The organism is Methylobacterium guangdongense, from assembly GCF_038442355.1.
Taxonomy (GTDB): domain Bacteria; phylum Pseudomonadota; class Alphaproteobacteria; order Rhizobiales; family Beijerinckiaceae; genus Methylobacterium; species Methylobacterium guangdongense.
In genome coordinates this window covers 56,308-79,459 of the sequence record NZ_JBBXMX010000005.1, presented here as the reverse complement: position 1 = coordinate 79,459, position 23,152 = coordinate 56,308, and the positions used below count along the sequence as shown (strand labels likewise).

Genomic DNA, 23,152 nt, shown 5'->3' with positions numbered 1-23,152 from the left:
CCGGGAAGAGGCAGTGTGCTGATCCGGGCCGGCATTCGCGGGCAGGACCGTCAGACGACCTCGTAGAACAGGATGCGACCCGCCGGTTGCAACTGCTGGAGCAGGTCGAAATCCGCCACGTTGGCCGTCAGCAGCGTGCATCCGGTTTTCAGGGCCTGCAGGTACAGCGTGCCATCATGCAGGGCCTTCATCCGATGGTCCCGGGCATAGCCGCGCAGACGGCACAGGATCCCGGCCACGACCGCCGCGTCGGTCAGGACTTCCTGATCGGGCACATAGAGGCGGTGAAGCGGAATGCCGTCGAGCAGGGTGCGGATCACCCCGACATGTCGCGCCGTGTTGGGATGCGCCGGGTCCAGGACGCCGATCGTATGCAGCACTTCCTGTGTGGCGACGACGCTGTGATGGACGGTGCGGACGCGCAGGAGGCTTCCCAGTGCGGGCGGCGTGCGTCCCATGAGGCCGTGGATGTAGACGCTGGTGTCGAGCATCAGCGGGCCGCCTGCCGTCGGGGCCGCGGCGAGGAAGGGCAAGCTGTCGCGCGGTCGCGGTTGAATCTGCCGCAAGTCGTGACGGGTGCTGAGCTTCTCCGCCCACCGCGAGATCGGAAACACGGCTCAGAAGCCGAGATCCAGATCCGGATCGAGCTGACCCTGCGTGCGCTCGAACGCATCCGCGAACGCGTCCTCGGCCACGAGGTTTGCGAGTGCGACGGTGAGGAGGTCGGTGTTGGAACTGAGGCCGGTCCGCTTCTTGGCCTGCCGGATGAGGCTGGCCGGCAGGCGGGCTCCGACCTGCTGCCGCTCACCCTGGTCCAGCCCCGTTCGCACAACGTGCTCGCGCAGGGCATCGATCACCGGCGCGAGGGCGGCATCGGCTGCTCCGGGCGCAATCGATCCACCGCCCGATTCCGTCTCCCGACGCGCCGCTCGTTTGGGCATCGTCCCGCCACGCTGTTTAACAGATCGCCGATCCCGCTAACATAGATGCGAGGCTCTTGGGCGGCAACGTGAAACCGCGCAGCCTCAGGCGTCGAACCTCAGCGTCGGCCCCTCGGCGCGGGCGCTGGCGCCGCGAGCGCCGGCACGGTCTTGGGCGAGCCGAGATCGTAGCTGCGGTTCTTCAGCGGATCGAGCCGCGTGCCCTCGGAGGCGTCGAAGGCCCGGGTGCCCGGCGTCCCGGTCTCGAGGAAGGCCGCGTTCGTGCTCCCCGCGCCGTTGGCCGGCGCGAAGGCCGAGGCGCGGCCCGGCACGGCCGGGTCGGAGCCCGGATCGACCTTGTCGACGGCGTCCGGCGGCGCCTGCCGGCTCTTCTCCACCGCGCGCCAGCGGGCGACGTTGCGCTGGTGCGCCTCCAGCGTATCCGCGAAGGCGTGGCCGCCGGTGCCGTCCGCCACGAAGAACAGGTCCTTGGTGCGGGAGGGGTTGGCCACCGCCTCCAGGGCGGCGCGGCCGGGATTGGCGATCGGTCCCGGCGGCAGGCCCTCGATCACGTAGGTGTTGTAGGGCGTCGGCCGGTCGATCTCGGAGCGCATGATCCCGCGGCCCAGCGTGCCGCGCCCGCCCACGAGGCCGTACACGATCGTCGGGTCCGATTGCAGCTTCATCCGCTTATTCAGGCGGTTGATGAACACGCCCGCCACGCGGGGCCGCTCGTCGGCGCGGCCGGTCTCCTTCTCGACGATGGAGGCCAGGGTGACCATCTCGGCCGGGGTCCGCACCGGCACGTCGGCGCTGCGGCGGAGCCAGATCTGGTTCAGTACCTCGCGCTGCTTGGCCTTCATCAGGTCGACGATCTTCTGGCGCGTGGCGCCGCGCTCGAACTTGTAGGTGTCGGGCAGGAGCGAGCCCTCCGGCGGGATCTCGTTGATCTCGCCGGTGAGCACGTCGTTCTCGTTGAGGCGGTTCACGATCTGCTCGGAGGTCAGGCCCTCCGGGAAGGTGATGGCGTGCTGGACCTGCCGGCCCGTGGCAATCGTGTCGAGGGCGTCGGCGATGCTGGCATGGGCTTTGAACATGTACTCGCCGGCCCGGAGCGACGGCCGTCCGCCGAAGCGGGCCGCGAACTCGAACAGGCCGGTATGGTCGATCACGCCCTCGCGCTTCAGGGTCTCGGCGATCTCGGTCGTCCCGCTCGGCGGGATCACCACGACCTTGTCGGCGCCGAGCGGCCCCGCCTCGCGCACCTGCCGCTGGAACAGCGTGATGCCGATCATCGCCGCGATGGCGATGACCACCGCGAAGGTCAGCGCGCCGCTGATGACGCCGACGAAGCCGCTGCGCTCGCGCTCGGGCCGCTCCGGGGGCGGGGGCGCGACCGTCGGCTTGATCGCCTCGCCGGGGGAGCGCGGCGAGAGCCGGTGCGGCAGGGCGGGCTCGTCCGTCGGATCCTGCACGATGCGTTCGGGCGCGGGCAACTTTGAGCGGCGGAAGAACATCGGGATCCTGTCTGGGTCCGCGCGGCCCGTCACGCATCGCGGGCCGGGATCGGCTGCCCGCAACCGGGTGCGCACGTCGAAGCGTCCGACCCTAGTCGGGTTTGTGGCGAAAATGCCGTTTCGCGGCGCGAAAGGGACAGATCGTCGCGGCCAGCCCGCGCTTTCAGCCGGGAGGCTGGCAGGTCGCGCAGAAGAAGGTCGAGCGGTTGGCCTGGACGATCCGGGTGATCGCGCCGCCGCAGCCCGGCCGGCTGCAGGCGAGTCCGACGCGGTCGTAGACCCGGAAGGCATGCTGGAAGGCGCCCGCGCTGCCGTCGGTGTGGGCATAGTCGCGCAGCGTCGAGCCGCCGGCCTTCACGGCCTCCTCCAGCACCTGCACGATCGCCTTGGCGAGCGCGTTGGCCTTGGGCGTCGGCCGCCCGTCGGGCCGGGCGAGGCTGCCGGCCGGGGTCTCCGGGTGGAGCCGCGCCCGGTGCAAGGCCTCGCAGACATAGATGTTGCCGAGCCCCGCGATGAGGCGCTGGTCGAGCAGGGCGGCCTTCAGCGGCGTGATCTTATGGCGGAAGAGCCCCGCGATCACCGCGCCGGTGAGCCCGTCGAGGGGCTCGACGCCCATCTTGGCGAAGTGGCGGCAGGTCGCCAGATCCCGGATCGGAACGAGGTCCATGAAGCCGAAGCGGCGCGCGTCGTTGTAGGTGACGGTGGCGCCGGTATGCATCGCCATCACCACGTGGTCGTGCTTGGGCGTGCCCTGCGCCCCCTCCAGGTAGAAATCCCCCGGCGAGAGGTTGCTGCCATCGGGCAGGGCCACGTCGAACCGGCCGCTCATGCCGAGATGCATGATCAGCGTCTCGCCGGAATCAAGATCGGCGGTGAGGTATTTGGCTCGCCGCGCCAGCCCCGTCACGGTGCGGCCCTCCAGCCGGGCGGCGAAGCGCTCCGGAAAGGGGAAGCGCAGGTTGGGCCGGCGCAGGGTGACGCGGCTGAAGCGCGCGCCGACCATCGCGGGCTCCAGCCCGCGCCGCACGGTCTCGACCTCGGGAAGCTCCGGCATGTCTCTCGTTGCTCGCGGCGCCGCGTGCGCCGGCTTTCGGATATCGGCGGGATCGGTCGACGCCGCAACGGCGTGGGCTCGCGCGGTTTGACGCTCCTCAGCGGCGCCGCAATCGCACGTAGAGCGCGCCGCTGCCGCCATGATGGCGGGCTGCCTCCTCGAAGCCCAGCACGATCCCGCGCAGTTCCCCGCCCCGCAGCCAGTGCGGCACGCTGCGGCGGAGCACGCCGCGCTCGGCGAAGGCCTCCGAGTAGCCCGCCCCGCCCTTCCCGGTGACGACCAGCACATAGGCGTGCCCGGCGGCCCGCGCCCGGAGCAGGAAGCCGGTGAGCGCGGCATGCGCCTCGGCCTGCACCATCCCGTGCAGGTCGATCCGTGCCTCGATGGCGAGCCGCCCCCGGCGCAGGCCGACCTTCGCGGTGCGTTCGAGCCCGGCGCCCGGGGCGTGACGCTGGGGCGGCGCCTGATAGGGCGCGGCGGTGACCGGGTGCGGGGGTTCCGGCGCCGGCTTCGGTGGATGCTTCCGGGCACGCGGCTTCTTCGCGACCGGCGGCGCGGTGGGTTTCAGGATCGGGGCCGTCAGCGCCGGCATGGTGGCGGTCGGGGCCGGCACTTCGGGGACGGCCTCGGGAATCGGCGCGGCCCGCCCGGGCAGCGGCGTCACCAGTTTGGCGATCGCGTCCCAGAGCCGGACCTCCCCGGCGGTGAGACGGCGCCCGCGGCGGGGCGGCTTCATCGGGGGCTTCCGCCCGGTGCGGCCTTCGGCAGCAGAACCACGAAGCCGATGGCGTCGCGCAGGTTTCCGGCCGCGACGCCGGCCTGCGCGCCGGTCCCGACGAACAGGTCGCCCCGGGCCGGGCCCACGATCGCCGAGCCCGTATCGGCCGCGATCACGAGGCGTCCGGCCTCACCGGGGCCTGCACCCGGCAGCGGACCCGCGAGCCAGAACGGCAGCCCGTAGCGCCAGAGATTCGCGTCGACCGCGAGGCTGCGGCCGGGAGAGAGCGGCGCGTTCGCGGCCCCCGGCGGCCCGAGGGCCGGATCCTCCACCGGGGCGAGGCGGAAGAAGATGTAGGAGGCATTCGCCCGGATCAGGCGTCGTGCGCCGTCGGGATGGTCGCGCAGCCAGCCGGTCCAGCGGGCGAGCGTCAGGCCTTCGAGGGGCAGGTGCCCCTCCTGCACGATCAGCTTGGCCACCGCCGTGTAGGGGCGCCCGTTGCGCCCGTCATACAGCACCCGCACAGCGCGCCCGTCGGGCAGGCGCACGCGCCCGGAGCCCTGGACCTGCAGGACCAGCAGGTCGACTGCGTCGCGCAGCCACAGGATCGGGCGCGCCCGCCCGCCGAGGGCGCCGTCCTCGATGGCGGCGCGGTCGGGGTAGGGGGCGAAACCCTCCGCGGTGGCGCGGGCGGCGCGGAGGGTCGGATCGAGCCCGGGACGGGTCTCGCCGGGGCCGAGGGACACGAGGTCGTCGGGCCGGGCGAGGACCGGCGTCGGGAAATCCGGGCTCGGATCGAGGGAGCCCGTCAGCTCGGGCTCGAAATAGCCGGTGAGGAAGCCCGCCTGCCCGGCATCCGGCCGCTCGATGCGGAAGGCGTCGAAATGGTCGCGGAAGAACGCGGCGGCGTCCGGCACATCCCCGCTCGCCGCCATGCAGGCGGCGGACAGGGCGGCCGGATCGCCCGCGACCCCGGCGGGCTGCGGCAGGGCCGGTGCGGGGGCGGCACAGACCCGGCGGAAGGCGTCGAGGGAAGCGGCGGCGCCCGGGCCGGGAAAGCCCGGCAGGGCCTCGAAGGGAACCGGTGTGAGAGTCGCGTTGCCGACAACGGCCAGAGCGGCAGCCGACACCCCGGGGAGGGCCAACACCAGCGATACGGCCGTGACGGCTCCGGGCCAGGTGCCTGGAATCCTGTGCGGGATCGACACGGCGAAATCGTCAGGCGGTCAGGCGCCGGCCTCGGTGGCCACGAGCTGCCAGTTCGGATCGCGCGAGCCCAGGGTGCGCGCGAAGGTCCAGACATCGGGCACCTCGACCACCGTCTCGGCGCTGCCATCCACCACCTTGCCCTCGGCGTTGCGGGTGGCGGTGATCAGGTTCGACAGGAACCGCACGGTGATCTGCGCGACACGGTTGCGCACCTCGACCGCCACGATCTCGGCCTTGTCGATCGAGACGAAGGTGGTCTCCAGGGTCTGGCGGTTGCGCTCGCGCTCGGCGATCGCCCGCTCGAACGCCTCGCCGACTTCCTTCGACAGGAGGCCGCGCAGGGTCTTCCGGTCGCCCTTGGCGAAGGCGATCATGATGGCCTCGTAGGCCGATTTCGCGCCTTCCAGGAAGCCGCGCGGATCGAAGCTCGGCTCGGCCTGAACACAGGCCTCGAGCCCGCGGGCGACCTCGGAGCCGGGCTCGGCGATCCCGCGCCAGTCGCGCGCCGCCTGGGCGGGCGGCGGGGTCGGGGGCGCCCGGTCGGCCCCCGGCAGGCGCACGACGTTGTCGCCCTCGCTGCGCGTCTGCGGCTCGGTGCGGCTGCGGTCGACCGGCTTGAACGGCGAGCGTTCCGCGCCGGTCTTCTGGCCCAGTACCGAGCGCAGACGCCAGATCACGAAGACCGCAAGCGCGAGGAAGATGATCGTCGTAACGTCGAAACTGTCCTGCATCACCGATCCGATGGTGGCCGCGGCGCGACCCTGTGCCCCTTGCTCAGGTCGTGCGCGGTGCGACGCCGGCAAAGCGCGCATAGTCCTGACGACTCATATCCGACCAACGCGTCGGGAGCGAGCCGGTTGTACCCGCGAGACCCGATACCGCGGTCGGATCTCGATATGGGTCGCGGCCGCCGCCGCTGCCAGCGCTCCGCCGGCCCTCGGTTCGGCTGTCTCGGCCCGGCTCGCTTGTCGAGGCTCGGCGCGCGTGTTAGCGGCCCTGCCGTTCGGGGCAGTTCCGCGGCGCGATCCAGCGGCACCCGCTGAGACACCACGCGCCGGCGCCGCCGGCCGATCGAGAAGGAAAATCCGCATGGCCGATTCTCCGGCAGCGAACGGCAACGGCGGCGGCATGCCGCAGGGCGATATGCCGATGATCAACGCCCTGGCGCAGTACACGAAGGACCTCTCCTTCGAGAATCCGAACGCGCCGCGCTCCCTGCAGCCCAAGGAGGGCCAGGGGCCGCAGATCAACATCCAGGTCAACGTCAACGCGAGCCAGCTCTCGGAGACGGACTTCGAGGTGGAGCTCAAGCTCGACGGCGACGCCAAGGTGCAGAACGACGTCTTGTTCGCCTTCGAGGTGACCTATGCGGGCGTGTTCCGCCTGCAGAACATCCCGGCCGACCAGATCCATCCGGCCGTGATGATCGAGTGCCCGCGCCTGCTCTTCCCCTTCGCCCGACAGATCGTGGCCGAGGCGGTGCGCAACGGCGGCTTCCCGCCCCTCTACATCGATCCGATCGACTTCGTCGGCCTCTACCGCCAGAAGGTCATGGAGCAGCAGGGCGCGCCGGGTCCGCTCGCCTCCTGAGACAGCGGCCGGCGGCCTTCAGAGCCGTGCCCGATCGCTTTGCAATCGTGCGCGGCTTCTAAGCCTCTCGTGTGACGCGCTCCCGTGCGCCGAACCGGTATCCGCTTCGGCGGAGAGCGCTTTAGCGGCCGCCGGGACCGCGATTGGCCGCGGCCAGAGCGCGCAGCGCGTCCGCGGCCCGCCCCCGCAGGGGGCGTGCGTGCAGCACGACCCGGGTGAGCGGGAGTTCGGGCAGGCCCAGGCGCTCCCCGGCCTCCGCCGCCCCTACCGGCGCCGATCGCCGCGACACCACCGCCGACGAACACCCCCCGCCCGGCAGGCCGGCGGCGTCGAGGTCGCGCCGGAAAACCGGGCGTTGACCGACGGGCTCATGTCGTATCGCCGCCCGCGTGACGCGCGGCAGGCTTGACCGCACGGGTGCTACGGCCCAGTTCGAGCGGCCTTTTCAGCTTTGCCGGTCGGAATGTCCCCCACAACGCATCTTGCCCTGATCAACGTCTTCATCGGCGACATCCAGGGCGGCCTCGGCCCCTTCCTTGGAACCTGGCTGGCCGAGGCGGCATCGTGGAGCCCGGCGCGGGTCGGCTTCGTCATCACGCTGGTCGGGTTCGGCACGCTCTTCCTGAGCGGCCCGTTCGGTGCGCTGGTCGACCGGCTGCCCAAGCCCCGCCTGCTCATCGCCCTTGCCTGCGGCGCCATTCTCGCCGGTACGCTGCTGCTGCTGCCGGCGCGGAGCTTCGTCGCAGTGCTGTTTGCCCAGCTCCTGGCCGCGGCGGGCGGCACGCTGCTGCTGCCGGCGGTGGCCAACCTGACGCTCGGGATCGTCGGGAAGGATCGGTTTCCCAAGCAGCAGGGCCGCAATCAGGCCTTCAACCATATCGGCATCCTCGTGGCGGCCGGCGGCATCAGCCTCGGAACGGGCTATTTCGGCCCGGCGATCGCCTTCTGGGTGCTCGGCGGGATGGCGCTGGCCGCGATCGTCGCCACCCTGACGACCCCGGCCGGGGCCTGGAACCGGCGGCGGGCGGTGGGCTGGCAGGAGGATGCGGAGGATGAGCCCGAGCGTGGCGGCCTCCGGCAGGTTCTGAGCAACCGACGGCTTCTCGTCCTGACCGTGGCGCTGACGCTGTTCAACCTCGGCAACGGCGGCATGCTCTCGCTGCTCGGCCAGAAGCTCGTCGCCACCGCGGCCGACGCCACCACCTGGACGGCGCGCTACGTGATGGTGGCCCAACTCGTGATGGTGCCGGTGGCTCTGTTTGCCGGCTCACTGGCGGATAAGCGCGGGCGGCGCCAGCTTCTCATGGTCGCCTTCGCGGTGTTGCCGGTGCGGGCGGTGATGTCCGGGCTGATCGACGATCCGGTCTGGCTCATCGGCGCCGAGGTGTTGGACGGCGTCGCCTCGGGCATCGTCGGGGTGGCGGTGCCGGTGGTGGTCGCGGACCTGACCTGGGGCTCCGGACGGACCCAGACGGCTTTGGGCAGCGTCAACGCGGTCCAGGGGGTCGGCGGTGCCCTGTCGGGCTGGTACGGGGGCCTGTCCTACAGCCTGTTCGGCTGGACCGGCGCGTTCCTCGCCCTCGGTGTTCCGGCGCTCTTCGCCCTCGGCCTCGTGATCTGGCTCGACGCCACGCCCGAGCCCGGCCGCCGCCGCAAGCGGCGGGAGCGGCGCGACGCGGCGATGCAGGGGGCGTAGCGACCGCGTCGCGCGTTCAAACGGCTTGGAGGTACGGCGGCCATGGGTTTGGGCCCCTCCCTATCGCTCGAGGCTGTCACCGCCCGGAACCTGCGGGACGTCGATTCAGTCTTCGACGACCTCGAAGCCTACTCCCTGCACGTCGATGGCGTTCCGCGGCGGGCAGATGCCGCCCGCGCATTCGTCAGTACCCGCCCGCCGGGCTGCGAGCCGCAGCGCAAGCATGTCTTCCTGGCCCGCAGCCGTGCCTGCGCTATCGGCCTGCTGGATCTGATCGACGGCTATCCAAGCGCTGGGACCGTCTTCATCGGTCTTCTGGCGATCCGTGAGAGCGCACAGGGAGCCGGGTTTGGCCGGGCGTTCTATCGCGAGGCCGAGCGTTTCGCACGCGAGCATCTGGAAGCGCGTGGTCTGCGCTTGGCGGTGGTGAAGACCAATCCCGTCATCGGCTTCTGGACCCAGATGGGTTTCCACGCGACGGGCGAGGTCAAGCCGTTCCGGGGCGAGCGCGTCTTGTCTCAGGCCGTGTTGATGGAGAAAGACCTTTCGACATGAAAAAGCCCGGCCTCGGGCCGGGCTTCACGGGATGACGCTGCGCAGCCGATCAGCCGATATGCGGGCTGCCGGTGGCGGCGGGAAAGCGGTCGGCCAGCGCCCGGCGAAGCTTCTCCAGGGCCCGGTTCTCGATCTGGCGGACCCGCTCCTTCGAGATGCCGAGCCGCTGGCCCAGCGCCTCGAGGGTCGCCTGATCCTCGGCGAGCCGGCGCTCGCGCAGGATGCGCAATTCGCGTTCGGACAGCACGGTCAGCGCCTGATGGAGCCAGCTGAGGCGACGCTCGCCGTCGACGGTGGCGCTCACGGTCTCGTCCGGCAGGTCGGCGCCATCGACCAGGAAGTCCATCCGCTCCGAGGAGGCGTCGCTGTCCTCGCCAACGGGGGCGTTGAGCGACATGTCGGGCCCGGACAGGCGGGCATCCATCAGGGCGACGTCGTCGCGGGAGACGCCGATGGCGCTGGCGATCCGGCGGTGGATCTCGTCGCCGACATGCTCCTCGGTGGACTGCATCAGCCGGGCGCGCAGGCGGCGCAGGTTGAAGAACAGCGCCTTCTGGGCGGAGGACGTGCCGCCGCGCACGATCGACCAGTTGCGCAGGATATAATCCTGGATCGAGGCTCGGATCCACCACGTCGCGTAGGTCGAGAAGCGAACATCCCGCTCCGGCTCGAACCGGGCGGCCGCTTCCATCAGGCCGACATGGCCCTCTTGAACGAGGTCGGCCATCGGCAGGCCATAGTGACGGAAACGCCCCGCCAGGGCGATGACGAGGCGCATGTGGGCCGAGATCAGGCGGTGCAGGGCACGCTCGTCGCGATTGTCCTTCCAGCTGACGGCGAGGCCGCGTTCCTCCTCCCGGGCCAGGAAGGGTGCCTCCATCGCAGTCCGGATGAACTGCCTGCGTATCCCTGCGATCTCAGCCATTCCGCCTGCCTCTTGTTGTCGAGTGCTGGTGCGGCGCCGGACCTTCTGGCCGGCGCACAGGCGCAGCTGCAAAGCGACGCCTGGCGATCGACAACGGAAGGCTTAAGGAGAAAGTTCCGCGCCGCTGCCCCAGAATGCGACAGGCAGCCGGACACGATTTCGTGTTCCGTCAGGGTGACATGGAGGGCGCTGGTCGCGTGTCCAGCCCTACCGGTGCGAAAACGTCGCGCCCCGGATCGGCGGCTTGTGAACGCAGAAAAAAACCCGGCCGCGAGGGCCGGGTTTGTCATCGTCGCAGCGGAAGGCTTCGCTCAGGCGGCTTCTTCCTGAATGTCGTCGCCGTCGCTCTCACCCTCGGCCTCGGGCTCCGCCTCGCTCTTGGCCCGGCGGGGCGACTTGGCGAGGCTCTGCTCGATGAGCTTGAGTGCCTCGGTCTCGGTGATGCGGTTCACCGAGGAGATCTCGCGCACGATCCGGTCGAGCGCCGCCTCGTAGAGCTGGCGCTCGGAATAGGACTGCTCCGGCTGCGCCTCCGAGCGGAAGAGGTCGCGGACCACTTCGGTGACGGCCAGCAGGTCGCCCGAGTTGATCTTCGCCTCGTATTCCTGGGCCCGGCGCGACCACATGGTGCGCTTGATCCGGGCACGGCCGGTCAGCAGGTCGAGGGCCTTCTTCACCAGTTCCGGCTCGGCGAGCTTGCGCATGCCGACGCTGTTGGCCTTCGCGGTGGGCACGCGCAGGACCATCTTGTCCTTCTCGAACGAGACCACGAACAGCTCAAGCTTGTAGCCGGCAATCTCCTGCTCCTCGATCGCGGTGATGCGACCGACGCCGTGGGCCGGATACACGACAGCCTCGCCGGTCTTGAAACCTTGCCGGCCTGCGGTCGTCGTCTTCTTGGCTGTGGTCATGCGAGAAGGGCCTCCACTGGCGCGCAGCGTATGACGCCGCACGAAACCGTGTTGTTCCGGGCGGGACACCCGGTTTGCCTCGCCGTTCCCGGAGCCCCCGCCACCTGCGAGGGCCGAGGGATTCCCCGGCGCAGCCGCGCAAAAGCCCAGACCTTCCGCCGAAGCACCTTCGGCGGTCAATCGCGTACCTCTCCTAACCCACGATAACCGAAGGTGTTTCAGCTGGAGGAAGCACGTCAGGCGCGAGCGACGGCAGGCAGCTTGTCTACCACAACCCGGCGCGCAGAGCAAAGCATCCCTGGCGACGCGCACGCGCTCGTGCACGGTATCCCGGCACGGTCCCATCGCGTTTTACACCGGCGGAGCCGGAGAGAAATGATCCTGCCGCGGAGCTGGGCTTCGCCCATTGCAGAGCAGGAAATCGGTTGCCGACGCGGGGTGATCCGCACTTGTCCACACGTCCGGTCGGACTTGGCCGGACCGGCATCACATCCCGTGGCCCCCGGCGGTGCTCAGTCCCCCGAGCCGGGGTTCGGCGAGAAGTAAGCCTCGAGCTTGCCGCTCTTGCCGTCCCACTCCTTGGCGTCGGCCGGGGCTTCTTTCTTCTGCGTGATGTTCGGCCAGGACTTGGCGTAGTCGGCGTTGAGCTTCAGCCACGTGTCGAGATTCGATTCGGTGTCGGGCTTGATCGCCTCGGCGGGGCATTCCGGCTCGCAGACGCCGCAATCGATGCACTCATCCGGGTGGATGACGAGCATGTTCTCGCCCTCGTAGAAGCAATCGACCGGACAGACCTCGACACAGTCCGTGTACTTGCACTTGATGCAATTGTCGGTGACGACATAGGTCATCGGATGTCTTCGTCCTCAACCACGACTTGGCCCGGGCGGAGCCTCGGGACGGCCCGCACGCCCGGGTGGCACTGCGAGGGAATGCCGGTGCAGCCCGACTCGGAGCCGGGCTTCGGAGGCAACGGCCTTAGACTCTGGCTTCCGGGCTGACAAGCGCGGCGCCGCCGCATCCCGACCGCGCAGGGTCGCTGTTCCGGCCGCTGTGGCCTTGCCTCATCACTCCGGATGCTCCGACGCCGCGGCGGCACCGCCCGACAGGTCGTCGTAGAGCAGCCGCGCCTCCGGGGCCGGCCCCCGCCGCAGGCCGAGGTCGACGACCCGCACCGCCAGCGTAGCGTGGGGCGCGGCGATCGTCACCACATCGCCGATCGCGAGGCCCTTGGCGGGATTCTCGGCGCGCAGCCCGTTCACGCGCACGAAGCCGTCGGAGGCCAGCCGCGCCGCAAGCGACCGGGTCCGCGCGAAGCGCGCGAACCAGAGCCATTTGTCGAGGCGCTGCCGGTCCTCCCGCATGCGCGGGTATCAGCGCTTCCCGCCGTCGCCAGATTCGAGCTGCGCCTTGAGCGCCGCCAGCTTGGCGAAGGGCGAATCCGGGTCCGGCGCCCGCTCGCGCCGGGGCGGCCGCTGGTCGGGCCGCGGGCCGGAGGCGCGCTGCTCGTTGTGCGGGTCGTTCCGGCGCTCCGGCCGGCCGCCCTCGAAGCGGTCGCGACGGGGGCCGCGGTCGCGCCCCGGGCGCGGGCCGCCCTCGCCACCACCCTCGGCGCGGCGATGCTCCGGCTGGCCGCCTTCGGGCCGGTGACCGTCCGGACGGCCCTGTCCCTGGTGCTGGCCCTGCTGGCCACCGTCCCGGCCCCGGCCGGCGCCACGTGGGCGATTCTGCGGACGCTGGTGGGCGGGGCGCTGATGGCGCTGGAGGTGCCAGACCTCGATCTGCGGGATCTCAGTCGCAGCCTCGCCCTCGGCCTCGGCCTCGGCCTGTTCCGGGCTCGCCTCGACCGGCTTTGCCGCATCGGCAGCGGGCTCCGGCGCCGCCTCCGACGTCGCTTCCGTGGTGGTCTCCGGCTCGGCCGCGGGTTCCGCCTCGGCCGGACCGTGATCCTCGGCCGCAGCCTCTTCGACCGCCGGCTCCGATGCCGCTTCCGCCGGGCTCCCGGTCTCGGCGGTCGCCGGCTCGGCGGGTGCGTCGCCGGCCGTCTCGTCCCCGGAGGCGGCCACCGCTTCGGGGGTCTCCGGGGCCGAAGTCTCCGCGGTGGAGGTTTCCAGGGCGGAGGTCTCCGCGGCGGAGGTCTCCCCTGCGGGGGGCTCCGAGGCCGTGGCCTCGTCGCCGGTGGGCTCGGCGGCATCCGCCTGCTCGGTGACCGCCGCGTCGGAGGAGGCCTCGGCGGCGGCCGTCGCCGCCGGCGTCGTGGCGGCGGCCGGGACGAGCGGCACCGTGATGGCCGGCCCGGGGCGGGTGTCGGCCGTGTAGCCGAGCGACTTCAGGATCGAGGCGAAATCCTCGCCCGAGCAGCCGACGAGCGAAGTCATGCCCACGGTCGCCACGAACCCGTCCCCGTCGGCCGAGCCGTCCGGCGGCGTGCCCGGTGTGGTGCCGGGCCGGTAGGCGATGGCCGGCCGGATCAGGTCGGCGAGCCGCTCCAGGATGTCGACCCGCACCGCCCGCTCGCCGCTCACGCGGAAGCCGGCTGCCCGGTAGAGGCCCTTGGCGATCTCGCGATCGACCTTGATCGAGGTCCGGCCGGAGCCGGCCAGATGCGCGATCTCGTCGAGCCCGCGCTGGTCGAGGCCGCCGTTGCGCAGGGCCCAGAGCTGGGCCGCGAGCGTGCGGGGCGCCGGCTTCAGCAGGGCCGGCAGGAAGATGTGATAGGCGCCGAAGCGGACGCCGTGGCGGCGCAGGGCCCCGCGGCCGTCCTGATCCAGGCTGCGCATCTCGTGCGCCACCTTCGACCGCTCCAGGACGCCGAGCGACTCGACCACCTGATAGCCGATGCCCTTGGCGAGGCCCGTCAGGTCGGCGGCGGTCTCGATCTCCATCAATGGCCCGAGCAGGCGCACGATGTGAGCCTTCAGCCACGCATCGAGCCGTGCCTCGACCTTCTCGCGGTGCGCGCCGGTCAGGCTGTCGTCGGCCAGCAGACGAATCTGCGGGGCGAACAGCTTCTCGCCGGGGGTGAGCTTGGCGACGGGGGCCCCGGTCCAGCGGATCGTGCCGTCATGCGCCAGCACGAGGGTCGAATCGGCTGTCGCCGAGAACCGCTCCGCCCGGGACTCGATCTCGCCCGCGAGCGCCTTCTCGGCGGCGCTCCTCAGGGTCTTGGCCTCGTGGCCCTCGGCGCTGGCATCGGGAACGAATAGAAATCCGTGAAGGTGGCCGACATGCTGACCCTCGACGGTGACGTCACCGTCGGCGGTGATCTGGGCTTCGAGCATCGTGTTCTCTCTCAGGCGCCGCATCAGGACGCTGGTGCGCCGGTCGACGAAGCGGCTCGCGAGGCGTTCGTGCAGGGCGTCGGACAGCCTGTCCTCTACCCGACGCGTCTCGCCCTGCCAATGTTCTGGGTCGCGCAGCCAGTCGGGACGGTTTGCCACGAACGTCCAGGTGCGTCCCTGGGCGATCCGGCGGGACAGGGTATCGATGTCGCCGTCGGTCCGGTCGATCATCGCGACCTGCTCGGCGAACCACGTGTCGGGGATGCGGCCGGCCATCCCCTTCATGAGGAATCGGTAGAGCTGCGCGACCAGATCGGCGTGCACCTGCGGGTGGACCTTGCGGTAATCCGGCACGCCGCAGGTGTCCCAGAGGCGGCGCACCGTGGCGGCGCTGCGCGCCATGTCGCGGATATCCTCCTCCTTCATGAGGATCTCGAGGGCCTGCTGGTCCTCGCCCATGGGGGCGCGGGTCAGGCCCGATTCGCGCGGGTGCTCGTCGAGGCTCGCCTGCAGCCCCTCCAGGCTGCCGAAGCTCAGATCCGGGTTGCGCCATTGCAGGATGCGCAGGGGATCGAAATCGTGGCTCTCCAGCCGCTCCACCAGCTCGGCCTCGAAGGGCGGGCAGCGGCCGGTCGAGCCGAAGGTGCCGTCCGCGAGGTGCCGCCCGGCCCGGCCGGCGATCTGACCCATCTCGGCGGGGGTCAGCTTGCGGAATCGGGTGCCGTCGTACTTCCAGTTGGCCGCGAACGCGACGTGATCCACGTCGAGGTTGAGGCCCATGCCCACCGCGTCGGTGGCGACGAGGTAATCCACGTCGCCGGCCTGATACATCTCGACCTGGGCGTTGCGGGTCCGCGGCGACAGGGCGCCCAGCACCACCGCGGCACCGCCGCGCTGGCGGCGGATCAGCTCGGCGATTGCGTAGACCTCCTCGGCCGAGAACGCCACGATGGCGGTGCGCCGGGGCAGGCGCGACAGCCTTTTCTCCCCCGCGAAGCTGAGCTGCGACAGCCGCGGCCTTGTCGTGGTGTGGACGTTGGGGATCAGGCTCTGGACCAGCGGCAGCATGGTCGAGGAGCCGATCAGCAGGGTTTCCTCCCGGCCGCGCACGTAGAGCAGCCGGTCGGTGAAGACGTGGCCGCGATCCATGTCGGCGGCGAGCTGGATCTCGTCGATGGCGACGTAGGCCACGTCGAGGTCGCGGGGCATCGCCTCGATCGTGCAGATCCAGTAGCGCGGCCGGTCCGGCTTGATCTTCTCTTCCCCGGTCACCAGCGCGACCTTCTCGGGGCCGACCTTGGCGACGACGCGCAGGTAGACCTCCCGGGCGAGCAGCCGCAGGGGCAGCCCGATCATCCCGGTCGGGTGCGCGAGCATCCGCTCGATGGCGAGATGCGTCTTGCCGGTGTTGGTCGGCCCGAGGACCGCGGTGACGCCGCGGGCGCGGGCGTCGCGGGACAGCGAGCGGCTGGGCGAGGGGCGGAGCAGCGCGTCGATGGTCGGCGGTTCCTTCGGATGAAGGCCGTCGCAGCGCCGTCGCGGCGCGGGCGGGGAGGGGTGTTATCGGCCGGTCGCGTCAGGGACGATAGGGCCGGATGGGTTGTCCCCCATATGGGATGCCGCCGCCCCCAGGTCCAACGGGTCCCCCCTGCGGCGTGACGAGCGGGTAGACGTCGATCTGCGTCGTCGGCGTGCCCGGCTGGGGCGCGAGGTCGGCGCAGAGCGTATCGGGCATCGCCACCAGGGGGCCGCGGCGATGCTCAACGATCTCGGCGGAGGAGAACGCGTCGCCGCCGCAGCTCGATTCCGCGGTGCCGGCGGTCAGCGGCTGAGCGAAGACCGGCCGGGTGAGCGCGGTGACGGCGAGGGCGATTCGGAGGAGTGGCAGGCGCATCCGCGCATTATCGCGCGGATCGTGAAGATTCAGGCCATCGCCTGCGGCAGGCCGAGATAGCCGTGCACGGCGCGCAGGACGCGGCGCTCCAGGGCCTCCCCCTCCCGCTCGCCGCGTTCGCCCGCGGCGTCGATCATGCCGCGCACGAGGGCGAAGAGGTCGCCCGCGGCGGTCTCGGGTTCGAGCGGCAGCGCGGCGCCGAGGCGCGCCAGCAGGGCCAGCAGCGCGGTGGTCAGATCCGCGGCGACGGAACCCAGCGTGTCGCCGAGCTGGAGCCGGCTCTCCTCGCGGTCGAGCAGCAGCGCGAGGCGCGGCCGCGCCATCTGGTGGGCGACGCAGGCCCGGACGATCCGGCGCAGCCCGTCCTCCGGCGTCGCGGCGCCCGGCGCGGCGCGCACCGCCTCGATCAGCAGGGCGGTCTCCCGGGCCACCAGGGCCGCGGTCAGGGCGTCCTTGCCGGGGAAGTACTGGTAGACCGAGCCGATCGACACGCCGGCCCGCTCGGCGACGGCGTTGGTCGTGTAGCCGTCGAGGCCGCGTTCCTCCAGAACGCGAGCCGCGCCCTCCAGGATCGTCCGGACGGTCTCGGCCGAGCGCGATTGTCCCGGGTTTTTCCGGGGCTTGAGCCCCGGCCGGCGCGGCCGGACGGCGCTCATGAACGCGAGTTCGCCGCAGGCCCGGCCAGAGGCATCATCGCGGCGTTCCGACAGACTTCTGGAGCGCAGAACCCCATGTCCGACACAACCTTCGACCCCAAGCTCACCGTCTTCATGCTGGTGAAGACATCCCCCGAATGGCTCGCCCTGCCGATCGACGATCGCTTCGCACGGTTGCGCGAGGCCTTCGAGCCGATCCTGCGCCGGCACGCCGACACGGTGCGGCTCCGCTTCTACGACGCCGAGTTCTACACGGCCCGGCTGACCGACCTCTGGGTCTGGGAGGCCGCCGACCACCACGCCTACGAACTCGTCGTCGAGGCCCTGCGCGAGACGGCGTTCTGGGACCGGTGGTTCTCGATCGTCGAGATCATCCCGGCGGTGGAGAACGCCTACGCGACGCATTACGGCCGGGCCCCGCTGGCGGCCTGACCGGCGGACGAGGGGGCGGCTCAGTCCACCCCCTCGACCAGCACCACCTCGCCAATTCCCGCCGGCCGGCGCTTGGCGATGGCCGCCTGGTACTCGGGTGAGAAATAGTAGGTGCGCGCCGCCTCGTAGGATTCGAATTCCAGCACGACGTTGCGCGGCCGGGCCTCGCCCTCCAGCGCCTCGCTGCGGCCGCCGCGGACCAGCGGTTTGCAGCCATATGTGCGCATGGCCTCGGAGGCCATGGCGGCGTACTCTTTGTAGGCCTCCGGATCGGTGACCGTCATCCGGACGATGATGTAGCCCTTGGGCAAGTCTGGCCTCCCTGGCGCGTCCGCCGCGCCGGGCAGACGTGCCGGGAAAACGGCCGCCCGTCAAAGCCGGTGCGCTACTGCCCGGGCAGGCTCGCCTGCGCGACGCTGGTCGCGTTCGGTTCGGCCCCGGCCGTCCCGGTCGTGCCCGCGGTGCCACCCTGGGTCCAGCGCGTCGCCTCGATGATGTTGGTGCCGACCGTGGTCAGCACCGAGATGCGCAGCGGAAGCAGTACCCGCGTCCCCTCGACGGGGGCGAGCCAGACCGACATCTCGCGGTTGTCCTCCATGAACTTCACCCCGGGCCGGTCCGGCCGGTGGCCGGCCACCGCCTGATAGCGGGCGTTGCACACGAGGACTTGCCCCGCATAACCGGGCTTCTGCACGGGCCGCGTCTCGGCGTAGCTGAGCACCACGTTGAAGCGGGTCGCGCCGTCGAAGACCGGCAGGGTCCGGTTGCAGTTCTCGGGGTCGAGCGGCTCGCCGCGCCCCTGGGTCGGCATCAGCAGCGCGCTCACCGGATCGAGGATGCCGCGCGTGTTGGCGGGCGTCACCGGCACCCGGTCCTGCATGTCGACGAGCGGCGGCGTGATCTCAGCCTGCACGACGTTCCCGCGGGCCAGCGCCATGCGCACCGCGATCCCGGAACTCGCCGTATGGGTGGCGATCGAGAAGGCGCCGGGTTGGGGGACCGCCGCGAAGGTCCCGGAAGCCCGGGCCGAGCCCTTGCCGCCGGTGATCGCGCCGACGAGGCCGGTGAGCACCGCCGACACGTCCATGACGTAGCGTTCACGGTCGAACGATCCGCCCAGCCGCGCCGTGCCGATCGGCAGGCCGGCGAGGTTGATGCTGTAATCGACCGCCACGGTGGCGGCCGGTGCCGCGCCCGGCCGTTTGGTGCGCGCCCGCGCCTCGGCGGGGCCCGCAAGCGCCGCGACGGCAAGGAGGCCGGCGGCGAGGCGGCCGACGGCGTGCCGCGTCAGCGGCTTGATCGTCCGATGGTCAGGCGTGGCGCTCATGATCCGGATCGCATCCCAGGAAGGGCGGCACGAGCCCGCACACGCCCTCTCGAACACATCCGCCGACGGCATCCTCGCGACGCCTGGAGCGGGGCGAGGTGCCTTCCTGCGGATGGAAGAAGGCTATATCCCGGCATCGTGGTTAACAGACCGTTGGATCGCCGGGCCGGCCGGTTCATCGTCCTGCGCCTTGACGCGGTGTGGCTTCGTCGCCTATAGGCTCGCGCCTTCAACAGGACTCCGCCGGACCTGGAACCGCATTGGGCACCGCCCGCTGCGACGACGATCGCGCCGCTGCGATCGGGTCTTCATCGAGCGGAACGAGACGGGATCTTAAGTCATCATGGCGCGCCGCTGCGAACTCACCGGCAAGGCCGTTCAGGTCGGCCACCTCGTGAGCCACTCGAACCGCAAGACCAAGTGCCGGTTCCTGCCGAACCTGTGCAACGTCACGCTCCAGTCCGACGCGCTCGGCAAGCGCGTGCGCCTGCGGGTCACCGCGCACGCCCTGCGCTCCGTGGAGCACCGCGGCGGGCTCGACGCCTTCCTGATCAAGGCCGGCGAGGGCGACCTGTCGCAGACCGCCCGCCTCCTGAAGCGCGAGATCCACAAGAAGCTCGCCGAGGCTCCGGCCGAAGCGGCCTGAGTCGGCGGGCTTCGCGCCCTCTTTCATCGGATGGTTTCAGGTCGCTGCAGCCCCCAGGCTGCGGCGGCTTCCGCTTGCGCGCGGCAGGCACATTGATCCGGGCAATCCCGTCTACACCCTCATCATAAAGTGCCCGCGTCAGCGGGCCTCGAAGGACGGCTCCTTCGAGCCCTCCGCTGCGCTCCGGTACCTTAGGATGAGGTTCTGAATCGGACGGGGTAAAGGGCCCAACGGCAGAGGCTGCTGTTGGCTTGGCCGGCGGTCACCGCCGCCCGCCCGCCGCCCGCAGCATCCGCCCCACCGGCGCCGCCGCGCCGTCCTCCTCGAACAGCTCGGCCAGCTTCTCGGTCATCGCGCCACCGAGTTCCTCGGCGTCGATGATCGTCACGGCGCGGCGATAGTACCGCGTCACGTCGTGGCCGATGCCGATCGCGAGAAGTTCCACCGGCGAGCGCGTCTCGATCTCCTCGATCATCCAGCGCAGGTGCCGCTCCAGGTAGTTGCCGGCATTCACCGACAGGGTCGAATCGTCCACCGGCGCGCCGTCGGAGATCACCATCAGGATCTTGCGCTGCTCCGGCCGGCCGAGCAGGCGCTTGTGCGCCCAATCCAGCGCCTCGCCGTCGATATTCTCCTTGAGCAGCCCCTCGCGCATCATCAGCCCGAGGTTCTTTCGCGCCCGCCGCCAGGGGGCGTCGGCCGACTTGTAGACGATGTGGCGCAGGTCGTTCAGGCGGCCCGGGTTCGGCGGCTTGCCGGCGGCGAGCCACGCCTCGCGGCTCTGGCCGCCCTTCCAGGCCCGGGTGGTGAAGCCCAGGATCTCCACCTTCACGCCGCAGCGCTCCAGCGTCCGCGCCAGAATGTCGGCGCAGGTCGCCGCCACGGTGATCGGCCGGCCGCGCATCGAGCCCGAATTGTCGAGGAGCAGCGTCACGACCGTGTCGCGGAAGTTGGTGTCCTTCTCCTGCTTGAAGGAGAGGGGCTGGTACGGGTCGATCACCACGCGGACCAGCCGCGCCGGATCGAGCTGGCCCTCCTCCAGGTCGAAATCCCACGCGCGGTTCTGCTGCGCGAGCAGCCGCCGCTGCAGCCGGTTGGCGAGGCGGCCGACCACGCCCTGGAGATGCGAGAGCTGCTTGTCGAGGTAGGAGCGCAGGCGCGACAGCTCATCGGCGTCGCACAGCTCCTCGGCGTGGATGACCTCGTCGAATTTGGGGTTGAACACCCGGTACTCGGGCCCGCGCGCCTCGTTGCCCTGCCGCTGGGGCGGGCGCGAGGCCTCGGAGGCCTCCTCCGATTCGGCATCCTCGGATTCCTCCGGCAGCTCGCCCGAGGGCGCGTCGGCGGATTCCTGGGCGCCCTCCTCGATCTCGTCGGAGGCTTCCTCCGAAGTCTCGATCTCGGCGCGCTCGCCCTGGCTCTTCTCCTCGGAATCGCCCTCGCTCGGGTTCTGCTCGTCGTCCTGGGCGTCGTTCTCGTCGTCGTTCTCGTCGTCCTCGGCGTCGAACGGCGTCTCGTCCGACATGTCGAGCGAGGTCAGGAGTTCGCGCACCGAGCGGGCGAACTTGCGCTGGTCCTCGATCGAGCCGAGCAGACCGTCGAGATTCGGGCCGGCCTTGGCCTCGATATGCTCGCGCCACAGCTCCACGATCTTGGCGGCGGCCTCGGGCGGCCGCTGGCCGGTGAGCCGCTCGCGCACCATCAGGGCGACGGCGTCCTCCATCGGAGCGTCGGCCCGGTCGGTGATGGTCTCGTACTTGCCGCCGCGGTGGTAGCGATCCTCCAGCATCGCCGAGATGTTGCTGGCGACACCCGCCATCCGCCGCGAGCCGATCGCCTCCACGCGCGCCTGCTCGACCGCGTCGTAGACCGCTCGGGCGGCGCTGTTCTCGGGGGCGAGGCGGCGATGGACCGCCACATCGTGGCAGCCAAGCCGCAGCGCCATGGCGTCGGCGTTGCCGCGCAGCACCGCGACGTCCTGGGCCGAGAGCTTGCGCGGCGGCTCGGGCAGGCGGGCCTTGTCGCCCGTGAGCGCCGGCCGGTCGGTGGCGTAGGTGACCTCGACCTCGGAGCGCCGGGCGATGGCGCGCAGGCATCCGGCCACCGAGCGCTTCAAGGGCTCGGCCACGGGTTCGCGGCGCTCGCCGGGCTTGCGGTTGGAGATGGACATGCGGAGCTACCGGTCGTCGTCGAACGCGAAGGGGCGGTTCAGGATCTCGTCCCAGGTATAGGGACAATCCGTGGGCAGGGATTTGAGAGGGCGCTTCATCTCGCGGGCAGCCCGGATCCGACCGAGCCGGTACCCGTCCGAGACAGCCTCGGCGATCCGCGACTTCAGGCCGGGATTCTTGCTCAGCTGCCTGTCGATCCGCACCCGCTGCTCTGCGATCGTCAGCGACCAGCTTCGGCTGCGTCGCTCGGGCTGATGGTCCCACTTGAGGGCGTGAGCCAACAGCACGTCGATCGCGCTTTCGAGCTTGTCGTATTGCTCCGAGCCCACGTCGCTCAGCTCCTCGGCGATGTTGTCGAGGTCGAGCGCGTCCACCCGGCCGGCGCGGAGCAGCGCCACCTGCTCCTGGACCCAGGTGTAGAGATCGTCCGCATAACGCGTCCGGCCCCGTGCGTGCGGGGCCGCCGGGGCGTCCTCGTGCGTCAGGGCCGGATGCGCCATCGCGTCCTCCATGCGGGTCAGCTCAGCGCGACGTTGACCGCGCTCTCGGGCAGCTCCTTGCCGAAGGCGCGCTGGTAGAACTCGGCCACCAGCGTCCGCTCCAGCTCGTCGCACTTGTTGAGGAAGGTCACCCGGAAGGCGAAGCCGACATCCTTGAAGATGTCGGCGTTCTCGGCCCAGGTGATCACCGTGCGCGGGCTCATGACGGTGGAGAGGTCGCCGTTCATGAAGGCGTTGCGGGTGAGGTCCGCCACGCGCACCATCCGGTTGACGATGTCGCGGCCCTGATCGCCCCGATAGTGTGTCGCCTTCGACAGGACGATGTCGACCTCGCGGTCGTGCGGCAGGTAGTTCAGCGTCGTGACGATCGACCAGCGGTCCATCTGGCCCTGGTTGATCTGCTGCGTGCCGTGATAGAGGCCGGACGTGTCGCCTAGCCCCACCGTGTTGGCGGTGGCGAAAAGCCGGAAGGCCGGGTGGGGGCGGATCACGCGCTTCTGATCGAGCAGCGTCAGCCGGCCGGACAGCTCCAGCACGCGCTGGATCACGAACATCACGTCCGGGCGGCCGGCATCGTACTCGTCGAAGACCAGCGCGACGTTGTTCTGCAGCGCCCAGGGCAGGATGCCGTCCTGGAAGGCGGTGACCTGCTTGCCGTCCTGCAGGACGATCGCGTCCTTGCCGACGAGGTCGATGCGCGAGACGTGGCTGTCGAGGTTGATGCGGATGCACGGCCAATTCAGCCGGGCCGCGACCTGCTCGATATGGGTCGACTTGCCGGTGCCGTGATAGCCAGTGACCATCACGCGGCGGTTGCGCGCGAAGCCGGCCAGGATCGCCAGCGTCGTCTCCCGGTCGAAAATATAGTCGGGGTCGAGATCGGGGACGTGCTCCTCGGACTCGGCATAGGCCGGGACCTTGAGGTCGAGGTCGATGCCGAAGACCTCACGGACGGAGACGGTGCGGTCGGGGAGCCGGGCGGGCGTGTCGTCAGAGCGCATTCGGAACCTCGTAAGGCGCGGACGCTCCACTCCCTAACAGTGGACCATCCGCGCGGAAGAACGTCGAGCCGGGCCTCCGCGGCGGGGCGGAGCCATTCTTAGACGGCGGCGCGTTCCGGCGCCACCGACCAGCCTGGACACCATATAGG

General features: G+C 70.8%; 24 protein-coding genes. 5 read left to right on the top strand and 19 right to left on the bottom strand.

The annotated features are described in order from the left end of the window. Window positions 1-50: 50 nt before the first annotated feature. The 7 genes from AAHG09_RS12265 to AAHG09_RS12235 form a co-directional block, all read right to left on the bottom strand. The gene (locus AAHG09_RS12265) at window positions 51-491 is read right to left on the bottom strand and encodes a type II toxin-antitoxin system VapC family toxin (RefSeq protein ID WP_342107505.1); all 441 of its coding nucleotides are present in this window, start codon (window positions 489-491) and stop codon (window positions 51-53) included. Window positions 492-617: 126 nt separating this feature from the next. Then, window positions 618-941 carry a hypothetical protein gene (locus tag AAHG09_RS12260; RefSeq protein WP_342107503.1) on the bottom strand — a complete coding sequence of 108 codons (324 nt, stop codon included), beginning with the start codon at window positions 939-941 and terminating at the stop codon, window positions 618-620. A 98-nt stretch (window positions 942-1,039) separates the two neighbouring features. After that, entirely contained in the window at window positions 1,040-2,437 is a 1,398-nt protein-coding gene (mltG, locus tag AAHG09_RS12255; RefSeq protein WP_342107500.1) for an endolytic transglycosylase MltG, read from the bottom strand. A gap of 163 nt (window positions 2,438-2,600) precedes the next feature. Then, complete coding sequence (mutM, locus tag AAHG09_RS12250) at window positions 2,601-3,491, bottom strand: bifunctional DNA-formamidopyrimidine glycosylase/DNA-(apurinic or apyrimidinic site) lyase (RefSeq protein ID WP_342107498.1); 891 nt, start codon at window positions 3,489-3,491, stop codon at window positions 2,601-2,603. Between the two features lie 97 nt (window positions 3,492-3,588). Continuing rightward, complete coding sequence (locus AAHG09_RS12245) at window positions 3,589-4,227, bottom strand: Smr/MutS family protein (RefSeq protein WP_342107497.1); 639 nt, start codon at window positions 4,225-4,227, stop codon at window positions 3,589-3,591. After that, a complete protein-coding gene (mltA, locus tag AAHG09_RS12240; RefSeq protein WP_342107495.1) occupies window positions 4,224-5,339 on the bottom strand; it encodes a murein transglycosylase A in 1,116 nt (371 codons plus the stop codon). The genes AAHG09_RS12245 and mltA overlap by 4 nt, the downstream gene beginning before the upstream one ends. Window positions 5,340-5,435: 96 nt before the next feature. Next, entirely contained in the window at window positions 5,436-6,149 is a 714-nt protein-coding gene (locus tag AAHG09_RS12235) for a Tim44/TimA family putative adaptor protein (protein WP_342107494.1), read from the bottom strand. Window positions 6,150-6,507: 358 nt separating this feature from the next. Here AAHG09_RS12235 and secB point away from each other — a divergent pair, with 358 nt between their 5' ends. The 3 genes from secB to AAHG09_RS12220 all read left to right on the top strand — a co-directional run bounded on the left by secB (window position 6,508) and on the right by AAHG09_RS12220 (window position 9,259). Continuing rightward, a complete protein-coding gene (secB, locus tag AAHG09_RS12230; protein WP_342107493.1) occupies window positions 6,508-7,008 on the top strand; it encodes a protein-export chaperone SecB in 501 nt (166 codons plus the stop codon). A 463-nt stretch (window positions 7,009-7,471) separates the two neighbouring features. Then, window positions 7,472-8,704, top strand: coding sequence for an MFS transporter (locus AAHG09_RS12225; RefSeq protein WP_342107492.1), 1,233 nt, complete (start codon window positions 7,472-7,474; stop codon window positions 8,702-8,704). Window positions 8,705-8,746: 42 nt separating this feature from the next. Beyond that, complete coding sequence (locus AAHG09_RS12220; RefSeq protein ID WP_342107491.1) at window positions 8,747-9,259, top strand: GNAT family N-acetyltransferase; 513 nt, start codon at window positions 8,747-8,749, stop codon at window positions 9,257-9,259. 49 nt (window positions 9,260-9,308) lie between these two features. Here the strand turns inward: AAHG09_RS12220 and AAHG09_RS12215 are convergent, their stop codons facing one another. The 7 genes from AAHG09_RS12215 to AAHG09_RS12185 all read right to left on the bottom strand — a co-directional run bounded on the left by AAHG09_RS12215 (window position 9,309) and on the right by AAHG09_RS12185 (window position 16,926). Further along, window positions 9,309-10,184, bottom strand: a complete 876-nt coding sequence (locus AAHG09_RS12215; protein ID WP_342107490.1) for an RNA polymerase factor sigma-32 — start codon at window positions 10,182-10,184, stop codon at window positions 9,309-9,311. 311 nt (window positions 10,185-10,495) lie between these two features. Further along, window positions 10,496-11,095, bottom strand: coding sequence for a CarD family transcriptional regulator (locus tag AAHG09_RS12210; RefSeq protein WP_244000052.1), 600 nt, complete (start codon window positions 11,093-11,095; stop codon window positions 10,496-10,498). Window positions 11,096-11,607: 512 nt separating this feature from the next. Further along, window positions 11,608-11,946 carry a ferredoxin FdxA gene (gene fdxA, locus AAHG09_RS12205; RefSeq protein ID WP_342107488.1) on the bottom strand — a complete coding sequence of 113 codons (339 nt, stop codon included), beginning with the start codon at window positions 11,944-11,946 and terminating at the stop codon, window positions 11,608-11,610. Between the two features lie 216 nt (window positions 11,947-12,162). Next, window positions 12,163-12,459, bottom strand: coding sequence for an RNA-binding S4 domain-containing protein (locus AAHG09_RS12200; protein WP_342107487.1), 297 nt, complete (start codon window positions 12,457-12,459; stop codon window positions 12,163-12,165). Between the two features lie 9 nt (window positions 12,460-12,468). Then, complete coding sequence (locus AAHG09_RS12195; RefSeq protein ID WP_412760034.1) at window positions 12,469-15,864, bottom strand: helicase-related protein; 3,396 nt, start codon at window positions 15,862-15,864, stop codon at window positions 12,469-12,471. A gap of 88 nt (window positions 15,865-15,952) precedes the next feature. Next, window positions 15,953-16,270, bottom strand: a complete 318-nt coding sequence (locus AAHG09_RS12190) for a hypothetical protein (RefSeq protein WP_342107484.1) — start codon at window positions 16,268-16,270, stop codon at window positions 15,953-15,955. A 29-nt stretch (window positions 16,271-16,299) separates the two neighbouring features. Then, window positions 16,300-16,926, bottom strand: a complete 627-nt coding sequence (locus tag AAHG09_RS12185) for a TetR/AcrR family transcriptional regulator (RefSeq protein WP_342107482.1) — start codon at window positions 16,924-16,926, stop codon at window positions 16,300-16,302. 75 nt (window positions 16,927-17,001) lie between these two features. Here AAHG09_RS12185 and AAHG09_RS12180 point away from each other — a divergent pair, with 75 nt between their 5' ends. Next, on the top strand, window positions 17,002-17,358 hold the full coding sequence (locus AAHG09_RS12180) for a darcynin family protein (RefSeq protein WP_342107480.1): 357 nt from the start codon (window positions 17,002-17,004) through the stop codon (window positions 17,356-17,358). A 20-nt stretch (window positions 17,359-17,378) separates the two neighbouring features. Here the strand turns inward: AAHG09_RS12180 and AAHG09_RS12175 are convergent, their stop codons facing one another. Together AAHG09_RS12175 and AAHG09_RS12170 are read right to left on the bottom strand one after the other, a co-directional pair. Beyond that, window positions 17,379-17,669 (bottom strand): DUF1330 domain-containing protein, encoded by a 291-nt coding sequence (locus tag AAHG09_RS12175; protein ID WP_342107478.1) that lies wholly within the window; start codon window positions 17,667-17,669, stop codon window positions 17,379-17,381. A gap of 74 nt (window positions 17,670-17,743) precedes the next feature. After that, window positions 17,744-18,685, bottom strand: a complete 942-nt coding sequence (locus AAHG09_RS12170) for a DUF3108 domain-containing protein (RefSeq protein WP_342107476.1) — start codon at window positions 18,683-18,685, stop codon at window positions 17,744-17,746. Window positions 18,686-19,028: 343 nt separating this feature from the next. Here AAHG09_RS12170 and rpmB point away from each other — a divergent pair, with 343 nt between their 5' ends. Further along, the gene (gene rpmB, locus AAHG09_RS12165; protein ID WP_091718626.1) at window positions 19,029-19,331 is read left to right on the top strand and encodes a 50S ribosomal protein L28; all 303 of its coding nucleotides are present in this window, start codon (window positions 19,029-19,031) and stop codon (window positions 19,329-19,331) included. A 262-nt stretch (window positions 19,332-19,593) separates the two neighbouring features. Here the strand turns inward: rpmB and cobT are convergent, their stop codons facing one another. The 3 genes from cobT to cobS are packed head-to-tail and all read right to left on the bottom strand — an operon-like array spanning window position 19,594 to window position 23,003. After that, window positions 19,594-21,501 (bottom strand): cobaltochelatase subunit CobT, encoded by a 1,908-nt coding sequence (gene cobT / locus AAHG09_RS12160; protein ID WP_342107475.1) that lies wholly within the window; start codon window positions 21,499-21,501, stop codon window positions 19,594-19,596. A 6-nt stretch (window positions 21,502-21,507) separates the two neighbouring features. Beyond that, the gene (locus tag AAHG09_RS12155; protein ID WP_342107474.1) at window positions 21,508-22,002 is read right to left on the bottom strand and encodes a DUF29 domain-containing protein; all 495 of its coding nucleotides are present in this window, start codon (window positions 22,000-22,002) and stop codon (window positions 21,508-21,510) included. 17 nt (window positions 22,003-22,019) lie between these two features. Continuing rightward, window positions 22,020-23,003: a cobaltochelatase subunit CobS gene (gene cobS, locus AAHG09_RS12150; protein WP_342107473.1), complete on the bottom strand. Its 984-nt coding sequence runs from the start codon at window positions 23,001-23,003 to the stop codon at window positions 22,020-22,022. Between the last annotated feature and the right edge of the window lie 149 nt (window positions 23,004-23,152).

Bases quoted from the DNA above. Each gene is read 5' to 3' on its own strand.
- AAHG09_RS12265 (WP_342107505.1), bottom strand. From the start codon at position 491: ATGCTCGACACCAGCGTCTACATCCACGGCCTCATGGGACGCACGCCG.
- AAHG09_RS12260 (WP_342107503.1), bottom strand. From the start codon at position 941: ATGCCCAAACGAGCGGCGCGTCGGGAGACGGAATCGGGCGGTGGATCG.
- mltG (WP_342107500.1), bottom strand. From the start codon at position 2,437: ATGTTCTTCCGCCGCTCAAAGTTGCCCGCGCCCGAACGCATCGTGCAG.
- mutM (WP_342107498.1), bottom strand. From the start codon at position 3,491: ATGCCGGAGCTTCCCGAGGTCGAGACCGTGCGGCGCGGGCTGGAGCCC.
- AAHG09_RS12245 (WP_342107497.1), bottom strand. From the start codon at position 4,227: ATGAAGCCGCCCCGCCGCGGGCGCCGTCTCACCGCCGGGGAGGTCCGG.
- AAHG09_RS12235 (WP_342107494.1), bottom strand. From the start codon at position 6,149: ATGCAGGACAGTTTCGACGTTACGACGATCATCTTCCTCGCGCTTGCG.
- secB (WP_342107493.1), top strand. From the start codon at position 6,508: ATGGCCGATTCTCCGGCAGCGAACGGCAACGGCGGCGGCATGCCGCAG.
- AAHG09_RS12225 (WP_342107492.1), top strand. From the start codon at position 7,472: ATGTCCCCCACAACGCATCTTGCCCTGATCAACGTCTTCATCGGCGAC.
- AAHG09_RS12220 (WP_342107491.1), top strand. From the start codon at position 8,747: ATGGGTTTGGGCCCCTCCCTATCGCTCGAGGCTGTCACCGCCCGGAAC.
- AAHG09_RS12215 (WP_342107490.1), bottom strand. From the start codon at position 10,184: ATGGCTGAGATCGCAGGGATACGCAGGCAGTTCATCCGGACTGCGATG.
- AAHG09_RS12210 (WP_244000052.1), bottom strand. From the start codon at position 11,095: ATGACCACAGCCAAGAAGACGACGACCGCAGGCCGGCAAGGTTTCAAG.
- fdxA (WP_342107488.1), bottom strand. From the start codon at position 11,946: ATGACCTATGTCGTCACCGACAATTGCATCAAGTGCAAGTACACGGAC.
- AAHG09_RS12200 (WP_342107487.1), bottom strand. From the start codon at position 12,459: ATGCGGGAGGACCGGCAGCGCCTCGACAAATGGCTCTGGTTCGCGCGC.
- AAHG09_RS12190 (WP_342107484.1), bottom strand. From the start codon at position 16,270: ATGCGCCTGCCACTCCTCCGAATCGCCCTCGCCGTCACCGCGCTCACC.
- AAHG09_RS12185 (WP_342107482.1), bottom strand. From the start codon at position 16,926: ATGAGCGCCGTCCGGCCGCGCCGGCCGGGGCTCAAGCCCCGGAAAAAC.
- AAHG09_RS12180 (WP_342107480.1), top strand. From the start codon at position 17,002: ATGTCCGACACAACCTTCGACCCCAAGCTCACCGTCTTCATGCTGGTG.
- AAHG09_RS12170 (WP_342107476.1), bottom strand. From the start codon at position 18,685: ATGAGCGCCACGCCTGACCATCGGACGATCAAGCCGCTGACGCGGCAC.
- rpmB (WP_091718626.1), top strand. From the start codon at position 19,029: ATGGCGCGCCGCTGCGAACTCACCGGCAAGGCCGTTCAGGTCGGCCAC.
- cobT (WP_342107475.1), bottom strand. From the start codon at position 21,501: ATGTCCATCTCCAACCGCAAGCCCGGCGAGCGCCGCGAACCCGTGGCC.
- AAHG09_RS12155 (WP_342107474.1), bottom strand. From the start codon at position 22,002: ATGGCGCATCCGGCCCTGACGCACGAGGACGCCCCGGCGGCCCCGCAC.
- cobS (WP_342107473.1), bottom strand. From the start codon at position 23,003: ATGCGCTCTGACGACACGCCCGCCCGGCTCCCCGACCGCACCGTCTCC.